We start from the raw sequence: 17,578 nt of genomic DNA, 5'->3' as shown, positions 1-17,578 counted from the left end.
TATTTTAACCCCTAATTATTAGAAGAAAACCAATTTGAGGTAATATAATTGAGAATTATTGAAAGAGAATTATTTTTTTGAAGCTGGCTTTACAGAAATATAATCAGGCAGAGCACTTTCTGCTTCCTTTTCAGGCTGCTCTAACACATCATCTTCTTTATCGGACTTCTTAGTGAATATTTTTCTAAGCAATTCTTTAAACGTGTCGAAATCGACATTATAAGAAAGTCCTACACCTTGAGTATAACCAATATCTTCACCAAAATTACGAATACTGTTTTCACGGTTAAACACTTTCGCTGTTAGGGTGCCGTCTTCATTTAAAAGAAAAGAGACCTCTACATCGCCAGCGATTACCGTATCTGTAGCACCACCAACAGGCACACCAACCTTACCATTAATAAGGACACGATCGCTAATTTGTGTTTGTAAGGTTAAACCAACACGATCATCGGTTTGATAATCGGGAGTGTTCTGTCCGGCCTCATAATTTAAACCTAAACTAAGTTTACTGTTTCCATTGGTAAATACACTATTAATTATACCATTAAGTCGTTCGGCAATAGTCCCTGAAAAATTAAGTTCGTCTAAACCACCAGAGAAGGAACCAGTAGACACTAAATATAAGGCCTGATCTTGACGATCACTATCTGATTCTAAGCGGTAGTTTAACTCCGATTTTATCGTGGAATTAACATTAGGAAACTCAAAAGTAAATTCTGGAACTGGATGCTCTAAACTTCCTGTTAATGCTATATTCAATTCTACAGGTATGCTTCTATTAATTGGTGTATCTAATAACGGTGATGGGTTAGCCTGAGTTTTATAAATTGCATTCATGTTTATTTCAGCATCCAATGGTGAGCCCTCCCACGCCAGAGTTCCACCTGGTTGCACTGTAAACTGTTTTTGCACAAAACCTCCATATGCAAAATTATAGAGTCCTTCAAAAACTGCGAAATCTCCCCACATATTAAACTTACCGTTTGTATTAATTTCTACCAATAAACCACCACGGCCTCTACCCTTTAAAGAATGTCCTGTAGCTTTATCAATAATAATTTCTACTTCGGCATCCTCTGTTAAATCTAAATCAAAGTCGAGTTCTAAACCTTTAATTTCATCAAAAACAAGTTCTTCTCCCTTGTTACGAGCTTCTTTTTCTTCTTTTGTTATAAAATGGATAAAGGTATTATCTCCAAAAGATTCGGCATCATTCAATGGAATTTTAAATACCGTTCCTGGTTTAGTTTCTCCAATAACATTTATTCTTAACTCTTCGGTAGGGCCATAAATACTGGCTTCTCCACCTATAAAACCTGTTCCGTAATACAAAGCATCATCGGTTTCTTTGGTATCTAAAATCAATAAATTCTTAGTTGTTAAATCGAGGCCTAAACTCCATTTAGAAAAGTTAACATGACTTAAATTTCCTTTTAACAATCCTTTTGTTTTGTATTTTACATCGGTGAGATTGATACTATTAAATATAAAACTTTGGTTTTTTAAACTTACTGAAGCATTTTCTGCAAAATCGTAATTCACGTTTAAAAATGGAATACCCAATCCTGCTTTTGTCATTATCAATTCGCCGTTAAAATCAGGTTTACTCAAATCTCCAACAACATTTATTTTCCCTTCAGCCTGACCTCTAATATCGCTAAGTATATCCCGCAACAAAGGGTTTAATGGGTATAAATCGAAGCCATCAAAAACTAAATCGACATCAATTTTAGACTGTTTTCCTGCTACATAAATATCGCCTTGAGCGGTAAAAGAATTGGAGTCGTCGTTCTTTATAGTAGCATCAACTGTGTAGTTTGTTAACGATTCGTTACCGCTAATGTTAGCATCAAAAGAACCTAATAAAAAGTCGTTAACCCTAAAATTATTTATTATTATACTTGAGTTAGGTAAATAGCTTCCATTTTGCTGTAATAAATCGAGTTTACCATTCACGTTTCCAGATAAGCTTAAACTATCAATATCTGGCGTTATTTTAGCCAAATCTACATTGGTAAAATTAAGTTTTATATCTTTTTCAGTAGAATCCCGTAAAAAACCAGAAAGCTTAATTTCTTCGTTTAAGTGATTAATTCTAAACTTATCTATATTAAATTTTGTTAGCTTTTTATCAAATGAAATTTTATGGAATTTATCTTGCAACTCATTAATATTCCATTTATTATCCTTAATTGTAACATCCGATTGTTTAAAACCAATAACCGACTCATTTTCTTTATTTATAGTGTGGTAAAAACTTAAATTGAAATTATCTTTATTACGCTTTCCTCCATTAAACTCCGATCGCATAAACAGAGTATCATTAACCGTAACATTAATTAAATTGAAGTTAGAAACATTGTAATACTTTGTGTTCAAACTATCTATTTCTACATAAGTATTAAAAACAGGATTACTATTATCTACTTGTAGCTCGATATTGTTCGCAAAATAATTTAAAAGTTTAATTTTAGGTGATTTAAAAGTTAGCTTAAATTGGGTTTCATCACTCTCTACTTGACCACGTATAAAGGTGTTTTTAGCTAACTGAAGCTCTGGATAAATAACTTCTACAATTTTATTATATATGGTGAAATTAAAATCGATACTTTGGTTATCTTCAACTTCGTTTGGTATGTAATTAGTATAAATGTAACCTATAGAATTTTCGAATAGTTTTTTAAGTTCCTTAAACTTAAAACGGCCTTTAAAATCTCCTTCAATAATATCTGGTGAATTAATTTCTATATAACGTAAATCATCGCTAAAACGTGATGAAATATCAAATTCATCAAAATAATAAGTGTCGTTTTCGTTTTTATATTTTGTTTTTCTAAAAGAAATTTTACCATAAGCATCATCATAACTGCTGGCATTCATATTCATTTTTACGGTACTTTCGAAAATAGAAATACTATCTTTTTTTACAAAGTTTAAAGCGTTTAAATTAGCATAATCAACCTTGGCTTCAAAATCGTATTTATTAACTGTTTCAGAAAAATCTACCAATCCAGTAAAGTTTAGTTTCAGGTTTTTATCATTAGCAATAAGGTTTCCATCAAAAATATCATTTCTAACATTTCCGGCTACTTTTACACCTTGATACTTGTAGTTATTATACTCAACCTCAAATACATCTCCTTTTACTTTAGTGTTAATAGTTTTAGTAACAAACCCTTTTCCATCAACATCAAAATTTAAGGAAGCTTTACCAATAGCTGGAGACTCTAAAAAGGTTCCAAAATCAAATTCTGTAAAAATAATATTCCCTTTATAGGCCGCATTATCTATGTCGTTTATTTTACTGATTTTTAAATTAGAGTCCACAAACCCTAACTCTGTATCTATTTGAATATCGGCAACTACGGTAGACGAAGTGAATTGAGAATTACCAACCACTGTAAAATAGCCTAGACGATCGAAAGACGATGGTATAGCCTCACCCAAAACGTTCGGCAACAAAGCCTTTAAATCTTTATATGTGGACGATAAATTTTTAAAATTACCATTCATATAAAAATTACCTTCTTCTTTATTAAAAAGATTTTTAAAACTTATATCACCGTAAATACGCGTATTCCTATTAGTATTTAATTTTAAATTAGAGGTTTGTAAATTGTTTAAAGTTCCCGAAATATCGGTACTAAAAGTGGCTGTTTGGTTTACCCCAAATTCATTATAAAAGGTATTTAACTCGTCTAGCTGAACTTTAGAATCTTTAAAACTTGCGAAAACTAATACTTTATCGGTAAAATATTTAAAATCGGCACGATCGTAAGAAAATTTTAAATCGCCCTTAAGCTCTGAATTTGGAGTTTTAATGCTTAGGTTATCAAACGTCATATCAGTTAAAGTATAACTAAAATCGGTCATCATATTTTTAACCGTAACACCACGACTATCTCTAAAATTAAGCGTATTAATTCTAGCATTAACATCGCTTCCGTTAATTAAAAAATTGGTAGCGTTAATATTTAAATCTTCAAAATGAAGCATTTTTGTAGTCTCTCTATTCTCGTCAATAAGCTTAAATACACTATTATAGATAGAAACATCACTACTCGATAATAAAAAATTACTTTTTTCACTTCTTGGATTATCACTATCAAAACGGGCCACAAAAACATCCAAATTGGTTTCCGCTTCACCTTCATAAGTTTTGATATTAAAAATGAGATTTTCAATATCGATATCACCAAAAACCAACTGACCATTTATAAGGTTTCTAGCACCTAAAATAGAGGTGTTCAATTCTACAATACTAATTAATGTATCTTGCTTATAATCTTGAATATAAATATTTTTAAGCTCTACATCTCCATTAAATTGAAGACTAACTTTATCAACATTTATATTGGTTTTAAAATCGTTATTAATACGCTTGGTGACATAATTACCTAAACCCGTTTGTACGGCAGGAATAGAAAGAATTAACACCAAAATGATGAATAACATTAGCAGTATACCTGCAATTTTTAATAGTATTTTTAGAAATTTTTTGATACCCTTAACGTTATAATTTTATTTAGAATAAACTATTTTTGCAATCATGAGTAAAGAGAATGTTTTAATTCGTTTACTCGGATTCAAAATTAACAATTATTGTGCCTAATATTCACTAATGGAGGAACAAAATATTTATATACTCGGAATTGAGTCATCTTGCGATGATACAGCGGCTTCCGTAATACACAACGGTAAAATTTTAAGCAATGTTGTTGCTACCCAAAAAATACATGAAGAATTTGGTGGCGTTGTACCAGAATTAGCTTCTAGAGCACACCAACAAAACATTGTTCCCGTGGTTCACCAAGCCTTAAAAAAGGCCGACATAAGCAAAGAACAACTTCATGCTGTCGCTTTTACCCGTGGCCCCGGGTTAATGGGAAGCTTACTCGTTGGAACATCGTTTGCAAAATCTTTAGCATATGGATTAAATATTCCGTTAATTGATGTAAACCATATGCAAGCGCATATTTTGGCACATTTTATTGATGAAGAAGGTTTTAATAAACCACCTTTTCCGTTTTTAGCCATGACGATTTCTGGTGGGCATACACAAATTGTTCGTGTGGATTCTTATTTTGACATGACGGTTATAGGTGAAACTATTGATGATGCCGTAGGTGAAGCCTTTGATAAAAGTGGAAAAATTTTAGGTCTAGGTTATCCTGCCGGTCCAGAAATAGATAAACGTGCTAAATTAGGAAACCCGAAAGCTTATAAATTTACCAAACCAAAAGTAGATGGCTTAAATTTTAGTTTTTCTGGTTTTAAAACAGCTGTTCTTTATTTTATTCAGCGTGAAGTCAAGGCCAATCCTAACTTTATTGAAGAAAACTTAAACGACATCTGTGCCTCTATTCAATATACTATTATTGGTATTTTAATTGATAAATTAAAACTGGCAACCAAAGAAACAGGCATCAAGCATATTGCTATTGGTGGTGGTGTTTCTGCAAATTCAGGAATAAGACAAGCGTTGAAAGACGGTGAGCAAAAATTTGGTTGGACTACTTATGTGCCTAAATTTGAATTCACAACCGATAACGCTGCAATGATTGCCATTGTTGGTTATTTAAAATTCTTAGAAGAAGATTTTGCTGAGCAAGATGTAGTAGCTTCTGCGCGGTTAAAAATCTAATTTTTACTATTAATATTTTCAAAAAAAGCTACATAATTTATGTGGCTTTTTTGTTTATGTAGAAGTTTCAAATGCTTCGTTTTCTTCGGAACGGTCCATAGATTCATCATTTTTTACAGTTCTAAATTTAATAGCTCGTAATTTTATTTATTCAGCTTAAAGCTGAAAATGTATGCGTAACTTCAATAATCATCTTGTTATTCAATGTAGTCAAAGTAAAAAAACATAAATCAACGCGCTCAATTTAAAGCTATTAACAACATATTCTTAATAACTTATAGCCTCTACTTTCATATCACAAACATTAACTTTAAATTTGGCTCTGAAAATATACCCCAAATATTATGACCAAACTTTTATTTATTTCAGCCTTTATAGGCTTTTCATCTTTTTTGAACGCGCAAAAATCCATCGAAAAAGAATTAGAACTTGTTGAAACTCCAGAACAAATTGAAAAATTTCTAGAGTCTAAAAATTCTAAAAAAAACAAACTTATTACCTTTAACGAGGAAAAACACAAAACAAATTTAGCAAAAGAGCTTTTCGATATGCGCCTTGGAGGCACTAAGGTTAACGAAAACGAATATGAGAAAACCGTATACAAAGTTGTTAAAAAGAATAAGAAAACCTATTACAGAGTTGCGTATATTTATCTAGACGGCACGAAATACCAACGAGATGAAATTAATAACTTGCGTGATAAAATTATTGCAAAATACCATAACGGAGCACCGTTTGATTTTTTATCTAAACAATACTCCATGGACGAAAACGCCAATAAAGGAGGCGACTTAGGTTGGTTTTTATCAGGAGAAGTACATCCAGATTTTGAAAGCGAAATTGTAAGTAGCGAGCATCACTTAAATGATATTTTCACAGTGGATGTGACTGAAAAAAACTGGTATTATGTTGTTTTAAAAACACATGAACCAAAAGACATTGCCGAAATTGAAGTTTTAAAAATTGTTGAAGCCAAAAACTAATGCAACTATTCTATAATCCCGACATAAACGAAAACACAACACAATTTTCTTTTGAAAAAGAAGAAAGCAGACATATTGTAAAAGTGCTTCGTAAACAAGTTGGAGATACTTTGCATATTACAAATGGAAAAGGTTGGCTCTTTTCTGCCGAAATATCGATACCTAATATCAATAAATGTACAGCAGAAATTGTATCCAAAACATTACAACCTAAAAAAAACTATAATTTACACCTAGCGGTCGCTCCTACTAAAATGAACGATCGCTACGAGTGGTTTTTAGAGAAAGCCACAGAAATAGGTATCGACAGCATTACACCTATTATTTGCGACCATAGTGAACGTAAAATTATTAAACCTGAGCGTTTTTTGCGCATTATCCAGTCTGCTGCCAAGCAATCTTTAAGCTGTTATTTACCAACACTCAATGAAGCTGTAGCATTTAAAACCTTTATAAAACAAGACTTTTCTGGATATTTATTTATAGCACACTGCGAAGAAACCGATAAGAAATCGTTAAAAAATGAGCTTAAACCAAAAGAAGATATTACCATTTTAATTGGTCCCGAAGGTGATTTTTCGGTTAAAGAAATAGATCTAGCACTTCAAAATGAATTTATTCCTGTAACTTTGGGAGAAACACGTTTACGCACAGAAACTGCTGCCATTGTTGCTTGCCATTCCGTTGCGTTTATTAATGAAATGTAATACCACATGAAACACACTACATCCCTTTTATTTTGTCTGTTCTCCGTGGTTTGTATCGCGCAAGATTTGGCTATTTTAAAATACCAAGGCGGTGGAGATTGGTACGGAAACCCAACGGCTTTACCCAACTTAATTACGTTTTGTAACGAAAATATTAACACGAAAATAACGCCTAAAACAGAAACCGTTGAAGTGAGTAGTCCTGATATTTTTCAATATCCTTTTATTCACATGACAGGTCATGGCAATGTGTTTTTTAGTGAAACAGATTCTGAAAATTTACGTAACTATTTAATTTCTGGCGGATTTTTACATATCGATGATAATTATGGTATGCAGCCTTATATTACCAAAGAACTAAAAAAAGTATTCCCCAATAAAGATTTAATAGAATTACCTGCAAGTCATGAAATATTTAATTCCGCTTTTAGTTTTCCTAAAGGTTTACCAAAAATACATGAGCACGATGGGAAACGCCCACAGGCATTTGGGCTTTTTGAAAAAGACAGGTTAATCTTGCTTTTTACTTTCGAGAGCGATTTAGGTGATGGCTGGGAAGATCCTGAAATACACAACGATCCTGCCGATGTTAGAGAGAAAGCACTTCAAATGGGTGCTAATATCATAAAATATGCTTTTGAACATTAGAGATAAAATGTATGAAAAAATCATCAACTAAAATTAAAAGCTTAGCATTCATACTTATTGCATTGCTTATATTTCAATCTTTAAATAGCATTAATAACCACACATATTCTATTGGTTTTTCGAACTTTCATTATGATGAATGCCCTGAAGGCTTAACATGTTGCTTTGGATATAAAGACAGTCATTCTAGTTATATTTGTGGAAAGGCTTTTCATCTAAATTAATAATATACAACTAAGCTTAAACAAAAAAACTCCACATTGCAACTCACCCACTACACCTCCAATTTTAAAAAGCGTAAATTCCCAATAACTTTGGTTTGCGATAATGTTACAAATGCACCAAACATTGGTAGTTTGTTTAGAATGGCAGATGCCTTTGGTATTGAAAAACTAGTGCTTTGCGGCGAAAATATTAAATTAGGACGAAAAATATCAAAAACATCTCGAGCAACAGAAAAAGTAGTGAATTTCGATATTTGTGAAGACGCCTTAGGTCTTGTTAAGCAATTAAAAGAAAATAACCATTATATTATTTCATTAGAAATAACGGATAAAAGCACACCGATACATAATATAAAATTTCCCAAAGATATCGCAATTGTTTTGGTTATTGGTGATGAAAACTTTGGAGTTTCGGATGCTATTTTAAACCTTTCTGATGCGGTAATACATATTGATATGTTTGGTCAAAATAGTAGCATGAATGTAGTGCAAGCCACCAATATTGCGGTTTACGAAATAACTAAACAGCTTTTTTAAATAATTACTCACTGCCTTAGCTCACTTAAATAGCAAGATAAACAAGGCTACTTTTCAAAAAAAAGTTGGAGCTCAAAATTTACAAGTAAATAATATTATATTTACAAGATGAATTCTAACACCATATCAAACGGTATACTAAAAGCCATTGCTATTATTTTAGGCACAGCGCTCACTTTATATTTTTTATACCAAATACAATCGGTGATTGGTTATATAGCCATAGCAGCAGTAATATCGCTAATTGGACGCCCTATCGTTTTGTTTTTAGAGCGAAAATTAAAGTTTAAAAATACCATTGCCGTTATTGTAACTATGCTAGTTTTACTTGGCTTGTTTATCGGTTTGGTGGGTTTATTTATTCCGTTAGTTATTAAGCAAGGTCAAAATCTATCACTTTTAGATATTGATGAATTACAGGTCAATATTGAGAATTTATACATCGAAATCATGACCTATTTTGATTTACATAAGATAGATGTTGAACAATCTTTTAAAGACTCCAACATGCTTTCAAAAGTAAACTTCGCTATGATTCCTAATTTTTTAAATTCCGTTCTAAGCGGACTCGGAAGCTTTAGCATCGGGTTATTTTCAGTTTTGTTTATATCGTTTTTCTTCCTGAAAGATAGTCGTTTGTTCGAAAATGGACTTCTCACGTTTATACCAGAAGGTAAAGAATCGCGCTGGAAAAACTCTTCAACTAAAATAAAAGATTTATTATCGCGCTATTTTGTAGGACTTATTTTTCAAATACTAATTTTATTTATTATTTATACTATTGGGCTGTTAATTATTGGGGTAGAAAATCCTATTGTAATAGCCTTTTTATGTGCGCTATTAAACCTTATTCCTTATGTGGGCCCTTTAATTGGAGCTGGGCTTATGCTAACTTTAACCATGACGAGTAATTTAGGCGAAAGTTTCAGCGAGGTTATTCTACCAAAAACTTTATGGGTTTTTGTTGTATTCATGATTGGGCAATTAATAGATAATTTTGGAAGCCAACCTATTATATTTTCCAAAAGTGTAAAATCGCATCCGTTAGAAATATTTTTAGTTATTTTAATAACAGGAATCCTTTTCGGTATTATTGGTTTAATACTTGCCGTACCTGCCTACACTGTAATTAAAGTAATTTTAAAGGAGTTTTTGGCAGAAAACAAAATTGTAAAAAAACTAACTAAAGGTTTATAATTCTAAGTTGAATACCTCTATTTTAAATACTGAAATCCAAAAATATATTGATGCCAATTTACACGCAGACATCACCTCTATTTTATTAAAAGGCACCAACTTCCCTGATGTTGAAACGAGTGCCATTATAGAGCAAATTGAAGCAAAAAAACGAAGCGAGAAAAAATTACCTACTTGGTTTAATGCTCAAAATATCTATTTTCCTAATAAATTGAATGTTGAACAAACATCTTCAGAAATTACAGCGCAACACAAGGCCAATTTAATACAAGGCCAAACTGTAATAGACCTAACGGGTGGTTTTGGTGTAGATTGCTTATACTTTTCTAAACACTTTAAAAGCGTAACACATTGCGAAATAAACCCACAACTCTCGCAAATAGTAAATCACAATTACACACAACTTGGCATTGAGAATATTGAAACACCATGTGCAGATGGTATAGAGTTTTTAAAAAAAAGTACGTCTAACTTTGATTGGATTTATATCGATCCATCTAGGAGACACGACAGTAAAGGCAAAGTCTTTTTTTTAAACGACTGTTTGCCAAATGTCCCTGAGCATATAGATTTACTTTTTAAACATAGTAAAAACATCATGATAAAAACATCGCCACTACTCGATTTTTCGGTTGGTATTGGTGAATTAAAACATGTAAAAACAATACATGTCATTGCCGTAAATAATGAAGTAAAAGAATTGCTTTGGATATTAGAATCTAATTATAATGAAGAGATAAACATTGAAACTACTAACTTAAAAAAAGATAACGTAGAATCTTTTAGTTTTACTTTGAATGAAGAAAAAACATTAGATTCTACATATAGTAAACCACTCACCTACTTATATGAGCCTAATTCTGCCATTTTAAAATCTGGTGCTTTCGATTCTGTTTCTAATCAATTACAAGTTTCTAAACTTCACAAACATTCACATTTGTATACTAGTGATGCTTTAATAGATTTCCCAGGCAGGTTTTTTAAAATTGAAGACATTTTGCCGTATAACAAGAAAGAGATTAAAAAAAGAGGCTTGAATAAAGCTAATATCACCACTAGAAATTTCCCGGAAACGGTCCAAAATATTAGAAAGAAGTTTAATATTAAAGATGGTGGTGACCTATATTTATTTTTTACTACCGATTTAGATAATAAAAAATTAGTACTTATTACCAAACGGACAAATTTTTAAAACGAATTAAAAAAAATCTCAGACCATAAGTCTGAGATTTTCATATTACCAGTTTACATAAACTGACGCTTAGTTAATATACCCGAAATTTTGACTAATTTCATCGGTTACATCAATAGTAGCCTGCGGAATAGCATACACTCTTAAATATGGTTCTGTAGCAGATTTTGCAGTATAGGCATCATCAAAAGTTCCAAAACGTATCATTTGTTTTCTTCGGTACATTTCCCAATACATCTCAAAACCAATCTCGTTATATAGAGTTGTTTCATCTAAAGAAGTAATTGCAACACCTGGCGCATTTCCGAAGAGTGCTTCACGTGTTCTACTGGTTCTTAACATATTGATATCATCAAGAGCTAAAGCTGTTTCTCCTTTACGGAAATAAGCTTCGGCACGCATACAATACATACCTCCTAATCGATACAATGGCACATCTACTGCAGAGTTTCCATTGCCATAATTAGGGTCGAATTCCCATTTAAAATTACGAACACCGCGATTAATTTCATCTTGTGAAAACACAGCTTCTAATGGATTGTTAAAATCTAAATCGGGAGTATAATCCATAGGTGTAGTTGCATTTTTCTCCATGAATAATTTACTAATGGCAATACGCCCATCGGCTGTCATATTAAAACCACCTGAACCATCTAATGTTGGTCCATACTGTTGCCCTACTTGTAAACCACGGTTAAAATGCACACGCCACTTACCAGTATCGGTTCTAGTATCTTCAGCAGGCACACTTCCTGTTGTTCCATCGTTCATGAACCAAGTACCATCACTATATTGATAGTAACGGTGAAAACGAGGGTCGTCATGATTTCCATACCAAGTATAGTAAAACTCAGGTTCTACACAAGACCCGTTTGTTCCGCGGTTATCTGGTGTTTGCTTTTGCGCACGACCAGTAGACATGTACGCAAAATCGTTATCGCTAGATCTAATATTATCATTTTCTTGAGCTACAGCAAAAATAATTTCCGATCCGTTGGTGTTATCTATAGCAAAATTATCAAAATAGTTACTCTCTAAATTAAAATCTCCATCTATTAAAAGCGATGTGTAATAAATTACTTTATCCATATCGTTTCCATCACCATCCACCGCAGTTTCAGTAAAATTAAAACTAGAACCTGCATTATAGCGATCTTTAAAAACGGCTCTATTCAAATACATATCGGCCAATAACGCATAAGCCGCTTGCTTAGTAAAACGACCATTGTAAGTTTGGTTTTCGCCTAAATTAGCAAGGCTAGGAATAATAGCTTCAACATCAGAAATTAAATTATCAATTTCTGTTTCTCCTTGCAGAATTTCTAATGGAGCACCTACGGTAAATGGATCTCTGTATGGCGCTTGATTAAATAAATCTAAGGTATTGTACACATAAAGAGCTAATAAACCACGTGCTTCTGCTAAAAACAAATCGTAATTTGTATAATCTGGATTTTCCTCCAAAGACTCAATTGCTGTTAAGGTTTTTGTAATACCGCTTGTTAAATTATTCCAGGTTCCCGAAACAGCTGCATTATTAGTTCCCCAAGTAAACTCCGTTAAAGCACGCCATTTTCCACCATCGCCCCAGTCACTTCCTCGTGTTGGTAACATGCACTCATCGGTAGGGTATTCTTGTAAACCAAATACGTTTCCGTGATCTGTAAATGTTCTATTTGCTAATTGCCCATAAGCAGCTGCCATAGCACTTTCGGGATTAGAGCTTGCGCCTCCAATCACTTCATCTATCACTTCTTCATTTAAATCTGTACAGCTAAAAACAAGTGTACTAAGCATAAAAATAGAAGCTGTTTTTGATATTATATTTGAAATTTTCATAAATTATAGTTTTAAAGTTGCTCCTAATAAAAATGATCTTGACGACGGATATGTTGTATAATCAATTCCAATGGATTGATTTCCGCCTGATGCTCTTGGACTGTTTACCAAGGGATCAAAACCTGAGTAGTTTGTAATAGTAAAAATGTTTTGACCGCTAACATACAGGTTCAACCCTTGTAACCAATCTAATTTTAAACCTTCTGTATTTACAGAATACCCAATTCGAGCATTATTCAGACGGATAAAATCTGATTTTTCCATATATAAAGTTGATAATTGAGGTTGATTAGTAAAACTAGCGCCATCGTTGTAAAACTGAGACAATACATTTCTATCAGACACGATATTATTAATATTTAAAGCCAAGTTCGTATTGTTTACTAATATTCCACCTGTTTGACCAATAAAGGCTAAACTTAAATCCCAACGCTTATAATTTAAGTTTGTATTTAATCCAAAAGTGAAGTTTGGAAGCGCTCCTTCAAATATTTGACGATCGTCACTATTTATAACACTATCGTCATTAAAATCTTCAAAAATATCGTTTCCGTCTGCATCAAAACCTAAATGCTTAAGCATAAAAAAGGATCCTGCCTCATAGCCACTTTTATAGATATTCGCAGAAACTCCAGATAAACCAGGTCCTGCTACACTACCAGAATATAATTCTGAAACAGGCAAATCTTGAATCTCATTGTTTAAAGTTGCTCCATTAACATCTACATTCCAAGAAAAATCTTCTGTGGTTACTAAATTAGTTCCTAAAGAAAACTCGAAACCTTTGTTTACAATTTTTCCATCTATATTTTTCCAAACTGTTGTAGTTGGACTCAATGGCTCAGATGGTATATTTAAAATAGCATCGGTTGTTGTTTTGTTATAATAATCTAAAGATCCGTAAAGTTTATTGTTCCATAAACTAAAATCCACACCAACGTTAAGCTGCGTTACAACTTCCCACTTTAAATCCGGGTTCGCGGTACGGTTAACTACAATACCATTAATTAAGTTATAATCATCATACAAATAATAGCCTCCAGAAGCCGATTGCGAGTAACTCGCTTGGGTAATTTTATTTTGAACTTCTTGATTACCCGTTTGTCCCCAGCTCATTCTTAATTTTAATTGGTCGATGTCTTCTACTTCAGTAATAAAGTTTTCGTTATCCAAATTCCAACCTAATGCAAAAGAAGGGAAATAACCGTATTTATTATTTTCACCAAAACGTGTAGAACCATCGGCTCTTAAAGATGCTGTTAATAAATATTTATCGTCAAAATTGTAGTTTAATCTTCCAAAATAAGACTGTAACTCGTTTACTTGTGCATATCCGCCAACACCAGATTGTTCTCCAGAATATCCCGGATCGTATTCTGGTGCAACACCAGTACCTTGCTCATCTATTCCTGTTAAAGAAAAGTTTGTTCCTGAGAAATCAAATTCTTGATAAGAAAATCCTCCTAAAACTTCAAATTTGCTTTTATTTAAATCAAAACGGTAGGTTAAATAATGCTCCATTAAAGTACTTTGTGAATCTAAATTATTCTGAACATAAGCACCATCCGGAGTTCTATCGGTTGCGTTTGGATAAATAGTAGAATTTCTTTCGGAAACTGAACGATCTATGCCGTAGTTAAATTTATATTCTAAACCATCAATAATTCTAAACGTTGTTTCTATGTTACCAAGAACACGTAACGTTTGTGTATGATCATCGTAAATATCCAACAAATACATGGGATTGTAATTCTGGTTTAAGTTGAAGTTGGTAAAACCGCCATCTTCAGTAAAAACAGGTTGCGTTGGGTTAGCCATTAGAGCATGAATAATTAGCTGTCCGTCAGAACCCGCATTAGCTCCGTTAGGAACTCCTGTTTCGTTAATTTGACTCGCTGTTAAATTCACTTTAACCTTTAGTCGTTTATTATCCAGAAAAGATTCTTCTGCATTTAAACGTGCCGTAGTTCGTTTAAACCCACTAGTTTCAACAATTCCCTCCTGATCCATAAAAGATAGAGAAGTGTAGTAATTTCCGGTTTCCGTTTTCTTTGCAAACGAAAAATTATTGTTTTGCGTTACTGCACTACGTAACAACTCATCTTGCCAATCTGTATTTCCACCATGATCGTAAGCTGGTTCCGTAATAGCGTTTCTGTATTCACTAGCCGATAAAACATCTGTTTTCTTAATAACGGAAGCCACACTTAAATAAGAATCTACTGTTATGGTAACATCGCCAGTTTTTCCTTTTTTGGTTGTAATAATTACAACACCGTTAGAACCTCTTGCTCCATAAATAGCAGCCGCTGAAGCATCTTTTAAAACCGTAATAGAAGCAATATCGCTTGTATTTAAAAAGTTTAATGGGTTTTTAGCACTAGAACTCCCCAAGCCAACATTTGGGCTCGCTGCACTCACATTGTTGTTACTTAACGGTACGCCATCTACAACAAATAATGGGGAACTACCACTACGAATAGATCCCACACCACGAATAGATACATTAACACCAGCGCCTGGTTCTCCACTAGATTGTACTACACGAACACCAGCCACTTTGCCTTGCAATAAATTGTCTGGAGATACGTTTACTCCCTTTTTAAAATCCTCCGTAGAAAGTTGTGTTACTGCTCCGGTTAAATCTTTTTTTGTTTGTTGACCATAACCAACAATTAGAACCTCGTCCAACATGGCATTTAATGGATCAAGAGAAACTTTTAACACGGCAGATTTGATAACAACATCTTTACTTTCATAACCTACAAACGAGATATGCAAGATTTGCCCGATAGCGGCTTGTAGGGAAAATTTACCGTCAAAATCGGTAGAAGCTCCTGTAGAAGTTCCTTTTAAAATAACAGTAGCTCCTGGTAATGGCACCCCAGATTCGTCTACAACAACACCATTGATTGTTTTCTGGACAACTGGTTTTGAAAAATTTATTGATCTTGTTGGTATACTGTTTGAATATCCGCTTTGATATAATAGTATAGATAAAACTAAAAAAGCTATATTTTTTAGTGTAAAAAAATTATTTTTAGTGTACATTTTTAAGTGATTGGTTTTACAATGCTTAATGATTTAGCCGTAGTTGTTCCAGCAGCTACGGTTTTAATTTGTAAATTAGGGTTGCTTTTAATCTTTACATAAAGTTGACGGTTTAAATATTTAACATGTATTGCGAGCTTAGAGAGTGCAAAAAAATAAAATTTTAAACGGTTTTATTTTACCCTACTGTTATGGCATTATTAAATATATCATAACTCCAAATTGAAACCAAATAGAGTTAAAACATAAAAAACCAATACATTAAAGGTTTTTAACAGATTAATATGAAAGTAAATATTTATATTTTGTTTTCAATTTATTAACACAATATTAAACTGAACATTATACTTTTGTTGCCCTTAAACCAATCTTATTTTATGAAATATTTTAGCGCCTTACTCATTACATTTTTTTGTTTAAATCTATCTGCACAACATGATGATTTACGCATTAATCAAATACAAGTTATTGGATCGCACAACAGTTATAAAAAAGCCATAGAAGATGATTTATATTCATTTTTATCAACGCAAAGTGATAAAATGGCATCTTTACAATACGACCACATTTCCATTCATGAACAATTAGAACTCGGTTTAAGAAATTTAGAAATTGATATTTACAGTGATATTTATGGCGGAAAATTCGCTACACCTAAAGGTTTACAGTTTGCTAAGCCCAAAGAAGTTTACGATGCTAATAAAGAAATGCTGAAACCAGGTTTTAAGATTTTACATATTCCAGATATCGATTTTAGAACACATTATTACACGCTCAATACTTGCTTAGATGCGATAAGAATCTGGTCGGAAACCAATCCAACGCACGAACCCATTTTTATTACTCTAGAAGCTAAAGACGGTGGTGAAAACAAATTTGGTACTAAACCAGACCAAGTTACAGATCAATTTTTTAAAGATTTAGACCAGGCACTTATTAATGGCTTAGGAAAAGATAAGCTTATTACGCCAGATGATGTTAGAGGTTCCTTTTTAACCTTAGAAGAAGCAGTTTTAAACAACAACTGGCCAAAACTAAAAGATGCACGTGGCAAGTTTTTATTCATATTGGATGATACTAAAGACAAAAGAAGTTTATATATAAAAAGTCATCCTTCTTTACAAAACCGTGTATTATTTGTAAATGCTGAACCTGGAACACCTGAAGCGGCAGCATTAATAAGAAATAATCCAGAAGATTCTACTATATCAAACCTCGTTTCTAAAGGCTATATTATTAGAACACGTGCTGATGCTGGAACTAAAGAAGCAAGAGCAAACGATTATACTCATTTTGAAGATGCAAAAAAATCTGGTGCACAAATAATTACTACCGATTATTACTTACCTAGCCGATTTTTTGAAAGTGATTATCATATTTCGTTTAAAGGAAAAACCTATGTTAGAGAAAACCCTGTTTCTACGAAAAAACATTAAGGCTACATAAAAAATAGATATATCAAGAATTTTTTCAAAACAATTACTCCTTTCTTAGCTTGAAAAAACACTCAATTTATACAGTTTATATTTTAAACTAATAAGGTTGAATTTCTA

General features: G+C 32.6%; 12 protein-coding genes. 9 read left to right on the top strand and 3 right to left on the bottom strand.

Features of this window, described 5'->3' with window-relative positions; translation table 11 throughout:
* Positions 1–69 precede the first annotated feature (69 nt).
* Complete coding sequence (locus ACJJV4_RS06715; protein WP_405292719.1) at positions 70–4,458, bottom strand: translocation/assembly module TamB domain-containing protein; 4,389 nt, start codon at positions 4,456–4,458, stop codon at positions 70–72.
* Positions 4,459–4,624: 166 nt separating this feature from the next.
* Here ACJJV4_RS06715 and tsaD point away from each other — a divergent pair, with 166 nt between their 5' ends.
* The 8 genes from tsaD (at position 4,625) to ACJJV4_RS06675 (ending at position 11,135) form a co-directional block, all read left to right on the top strand.
* Complete coding sequence (gene tsaD / locus ACJJV4_RS06710; RefSeq protein ID WP_405292717.1) at positions 4,625–5,647, top strand: tRNA (adenosine(37)-N6)-threonylcarbamoyltransferase complex transferase subunit TsaD; 1,023 nt, start codon at positions 4,625–4,627, stop codon at positions 5,645–5,647.
* A 344-nt stretch (positions 5,648–5,991) separates the two neighbouring features.
* A complete protein-coding gene (locus tag ACJJV4_RS06705; protein ID WP_405292715.1) occupies positions 5,992–6,630 on the top strand; it encodes a peptidylprolyl isomerase in 639 nt (212 codons plus the stop codon).
* Positions 6,630–7,337, top strand: a complete 708-nt coding sequence (locus tag ACJJV4_RS06700) for a 16S rRNA (uracil(1498)-N(3))-methyltransferase (RefSeq protein WP_405292713.1) — start codon at positions 6,630–6,632, stop codon at positions 7,335–7,337. The genes ACJJV4_RS06705 and ACJJV4_RS06700 overlap by 1 nt, the downstream gene beginning before the upstream one ends.
* A gap of 6 nt (positions 7,338–7,343) precedes the next feature.
* On the top strand, positions 7,344–7,985 hold the full coding sequence (locus ACJJV4_RS06695) for a DUF4159 domain-containing protein (protein ID WP_405292711.1): 642 nt from the start codon (positions 7,344–7,346) through the stop codon (positions 7,983–7,985).
* Positions 7,986–7,996: 11 nt separating this feature from the next.
* Positions 7,997–8,209: a hypothetical protein gene (locus ACJJV4_RS06690; RefSeq protein WP_405292709.1), complete on the top strand. Its 213-nt coding sequence runs from the start codon at positions 7,997–7,999 to the stop codon at positions 8,207–8,209.
* 36 nt (positions 8,210–8,245) lie between these two features.
* A complete protein-coding gene (locus tag ACJJV4_RS06685) occupies positions 8,246–8,746 on the top strand; it encodes a TrmH family RNA methyltransferase (RefSeq protein WP_405292707.1) in 501 nt (166 codons plus the stop codon).
* 108 nt (positions 8,747–8,854) lie between these two features.
* The gene (locus tag ACJJV4_RS06680; RefSeq protein WP_405292705.1) at positions 8,855–9,943 is read left to right on the top strand and encodes an AI-2E family transporter; all 1,089 of its coding nucleotides are present in this window, start codon (positions 8,855–8,857) and stop codon (positions 9,941–9,943) included.
* Between the two features lie 7 nt (positions 9,944–9,950).
* Entirely contained in the window at positions 9,951–11,135 is a 1,185-nt protein-coding gene (locus ACJJV4_RS06675) for a class I SAM-dependent methyltransferase (protein ID WP_405292703.1), read from the top strand.
* A 69-nt stretch (positions 11,136–11,204) separates the two neighbouring features.
* Here the strand turns inward: ACJJV4_RS06675 and ACJJV4_RS06670 are convergent, their stop codons facing one another.
* Entirely contained in the window at positions 11,205–12,974 is a 1,770-nt protein-coding gene (locus tag ACJJV4_RS06670; RefSeq protein ID WP_405292701.1) for a RagB/SusD family nutrient uptake outer membrane protein, read from the bottom strand.
* Between the two features lie 3 nt (positions 12,975–12,977).
* Positions 12,978–16,025, bottom strand: a complete 3,048-nt coding sequence (locus ACJJV4_RS06665; protein ID WP_405292699.1) for a SusC/RagA family TonB-linked outer membrane protein — start codon at positions 16,023–16,025, stop codon at positions 12,978–12,980.
* A gap of 377 nt (positions 16,026–16,402) precedes the next feature.
* Here ACJJV4_RS06665 and ACJJV4_RS06660 point away from each other — a divergent pair, with 377 nt between their 5' ends.
* Positions 16,403–17,461 (top strand): phosphatidylinositol-specific phospholipase C1-like protein, encoded by a 1,059-nt coding sequence (locus ACJJV4_RS06660; protein WP_405292697.1) that lies wholly within the window; start codon positions 16,403–16,405, stop codon positions 17,459–17,461.
* Positions 17,462–17,578: the final 117 nt, after the last annotated feature.

The sequence above is a fragment of the Algibacter sp. Ld11 genome (assembly GCF_045066735.1).
GTDB lineage: Bacteria > Bacteroidota > Bacteroidia > Flavobacteriales > Flavobacteriaceae > Algibacter.
This window is presented reverse-complemented; position numbering and strand designations above follow the sequence as displayed.

What these genes read in the sequence shown, in the direction of transcription:
- tsaD (WP_405292717.1), top strand. Translation starts at nt 4,625, where the DNA reads ATGGAGGAACAAAATATTTATATACTCGGAATTGAGTCATCTTGCGAT.
- ACJJV4_RS06705 (WP_405292715.1), top strand. Translation starts at nt 5,992, where the DNA reads ATGACCAAACTTTTATTTATTTCAGCCTTTATAGGCTTTTCATCTTTT.
- ACJJV4_RS06695 (WP_405292711.1), top strand. Translation starts at nt 7,344, where the DNA reads ATGAAACACACTACATCCCTTTTATTTTGTCTGTTCTCCGTGGTTTGT.
- ACJJV4_RS06690 (WP_405292709.1), top strand. Translation starts at nt 7,997, where the DNA reads ATGAAAAAATCATCAACTAAAATTAAAAGCTTAGCATTCATACTTATT.
- ACJJV4_RS06660 (WP_405292697.1), top strand. Translation starts at nt 16,403, where the DNA reads ATGAAATATTTTAGCGCCTTACTCATTACATTTTTTTGTTTAAATCTA.
- ACJJV4_RS06670 (WP_405292701.1), bottom strand. Translation starts at nt 12,974, where the DNA reads ATGAAAATTTCAAATATAATATCAAAAACAGCTTCTATTTTTATGCTT.
- ACJJV4_RS06700 (WP_405292713.1), top strand. Translation starts at nt 6,630, where the DNA reads ATGCAACTATTCTATAATCCCGACATAAACGAAAACACAACACAATTT.
- ACJJV4_RS06665 (WP_405292699.1), bottom strand. Translation starts at nt 16,025, where the DNA reads ATGTACACTAAAAATAATTTTTTTACACTAAAAAATATAGCTTTTTTA.
- ACJJV4_RS06680 (WP_405292705.1), top strand. Translation starts at nt 8,855, where the DNA reads ATGAATTCTAACACCATATCAAACGGTATACTAAAAGCCATTGCTATT.
- ACJJV4_RS06715 (WP_405292719.1), bottom strand. Translation starts at nt 4,458, where the DNA reads ATGTTATTCATCATTTTGGTGTTAATTCTTTCTATTCCTGCCGTACAA.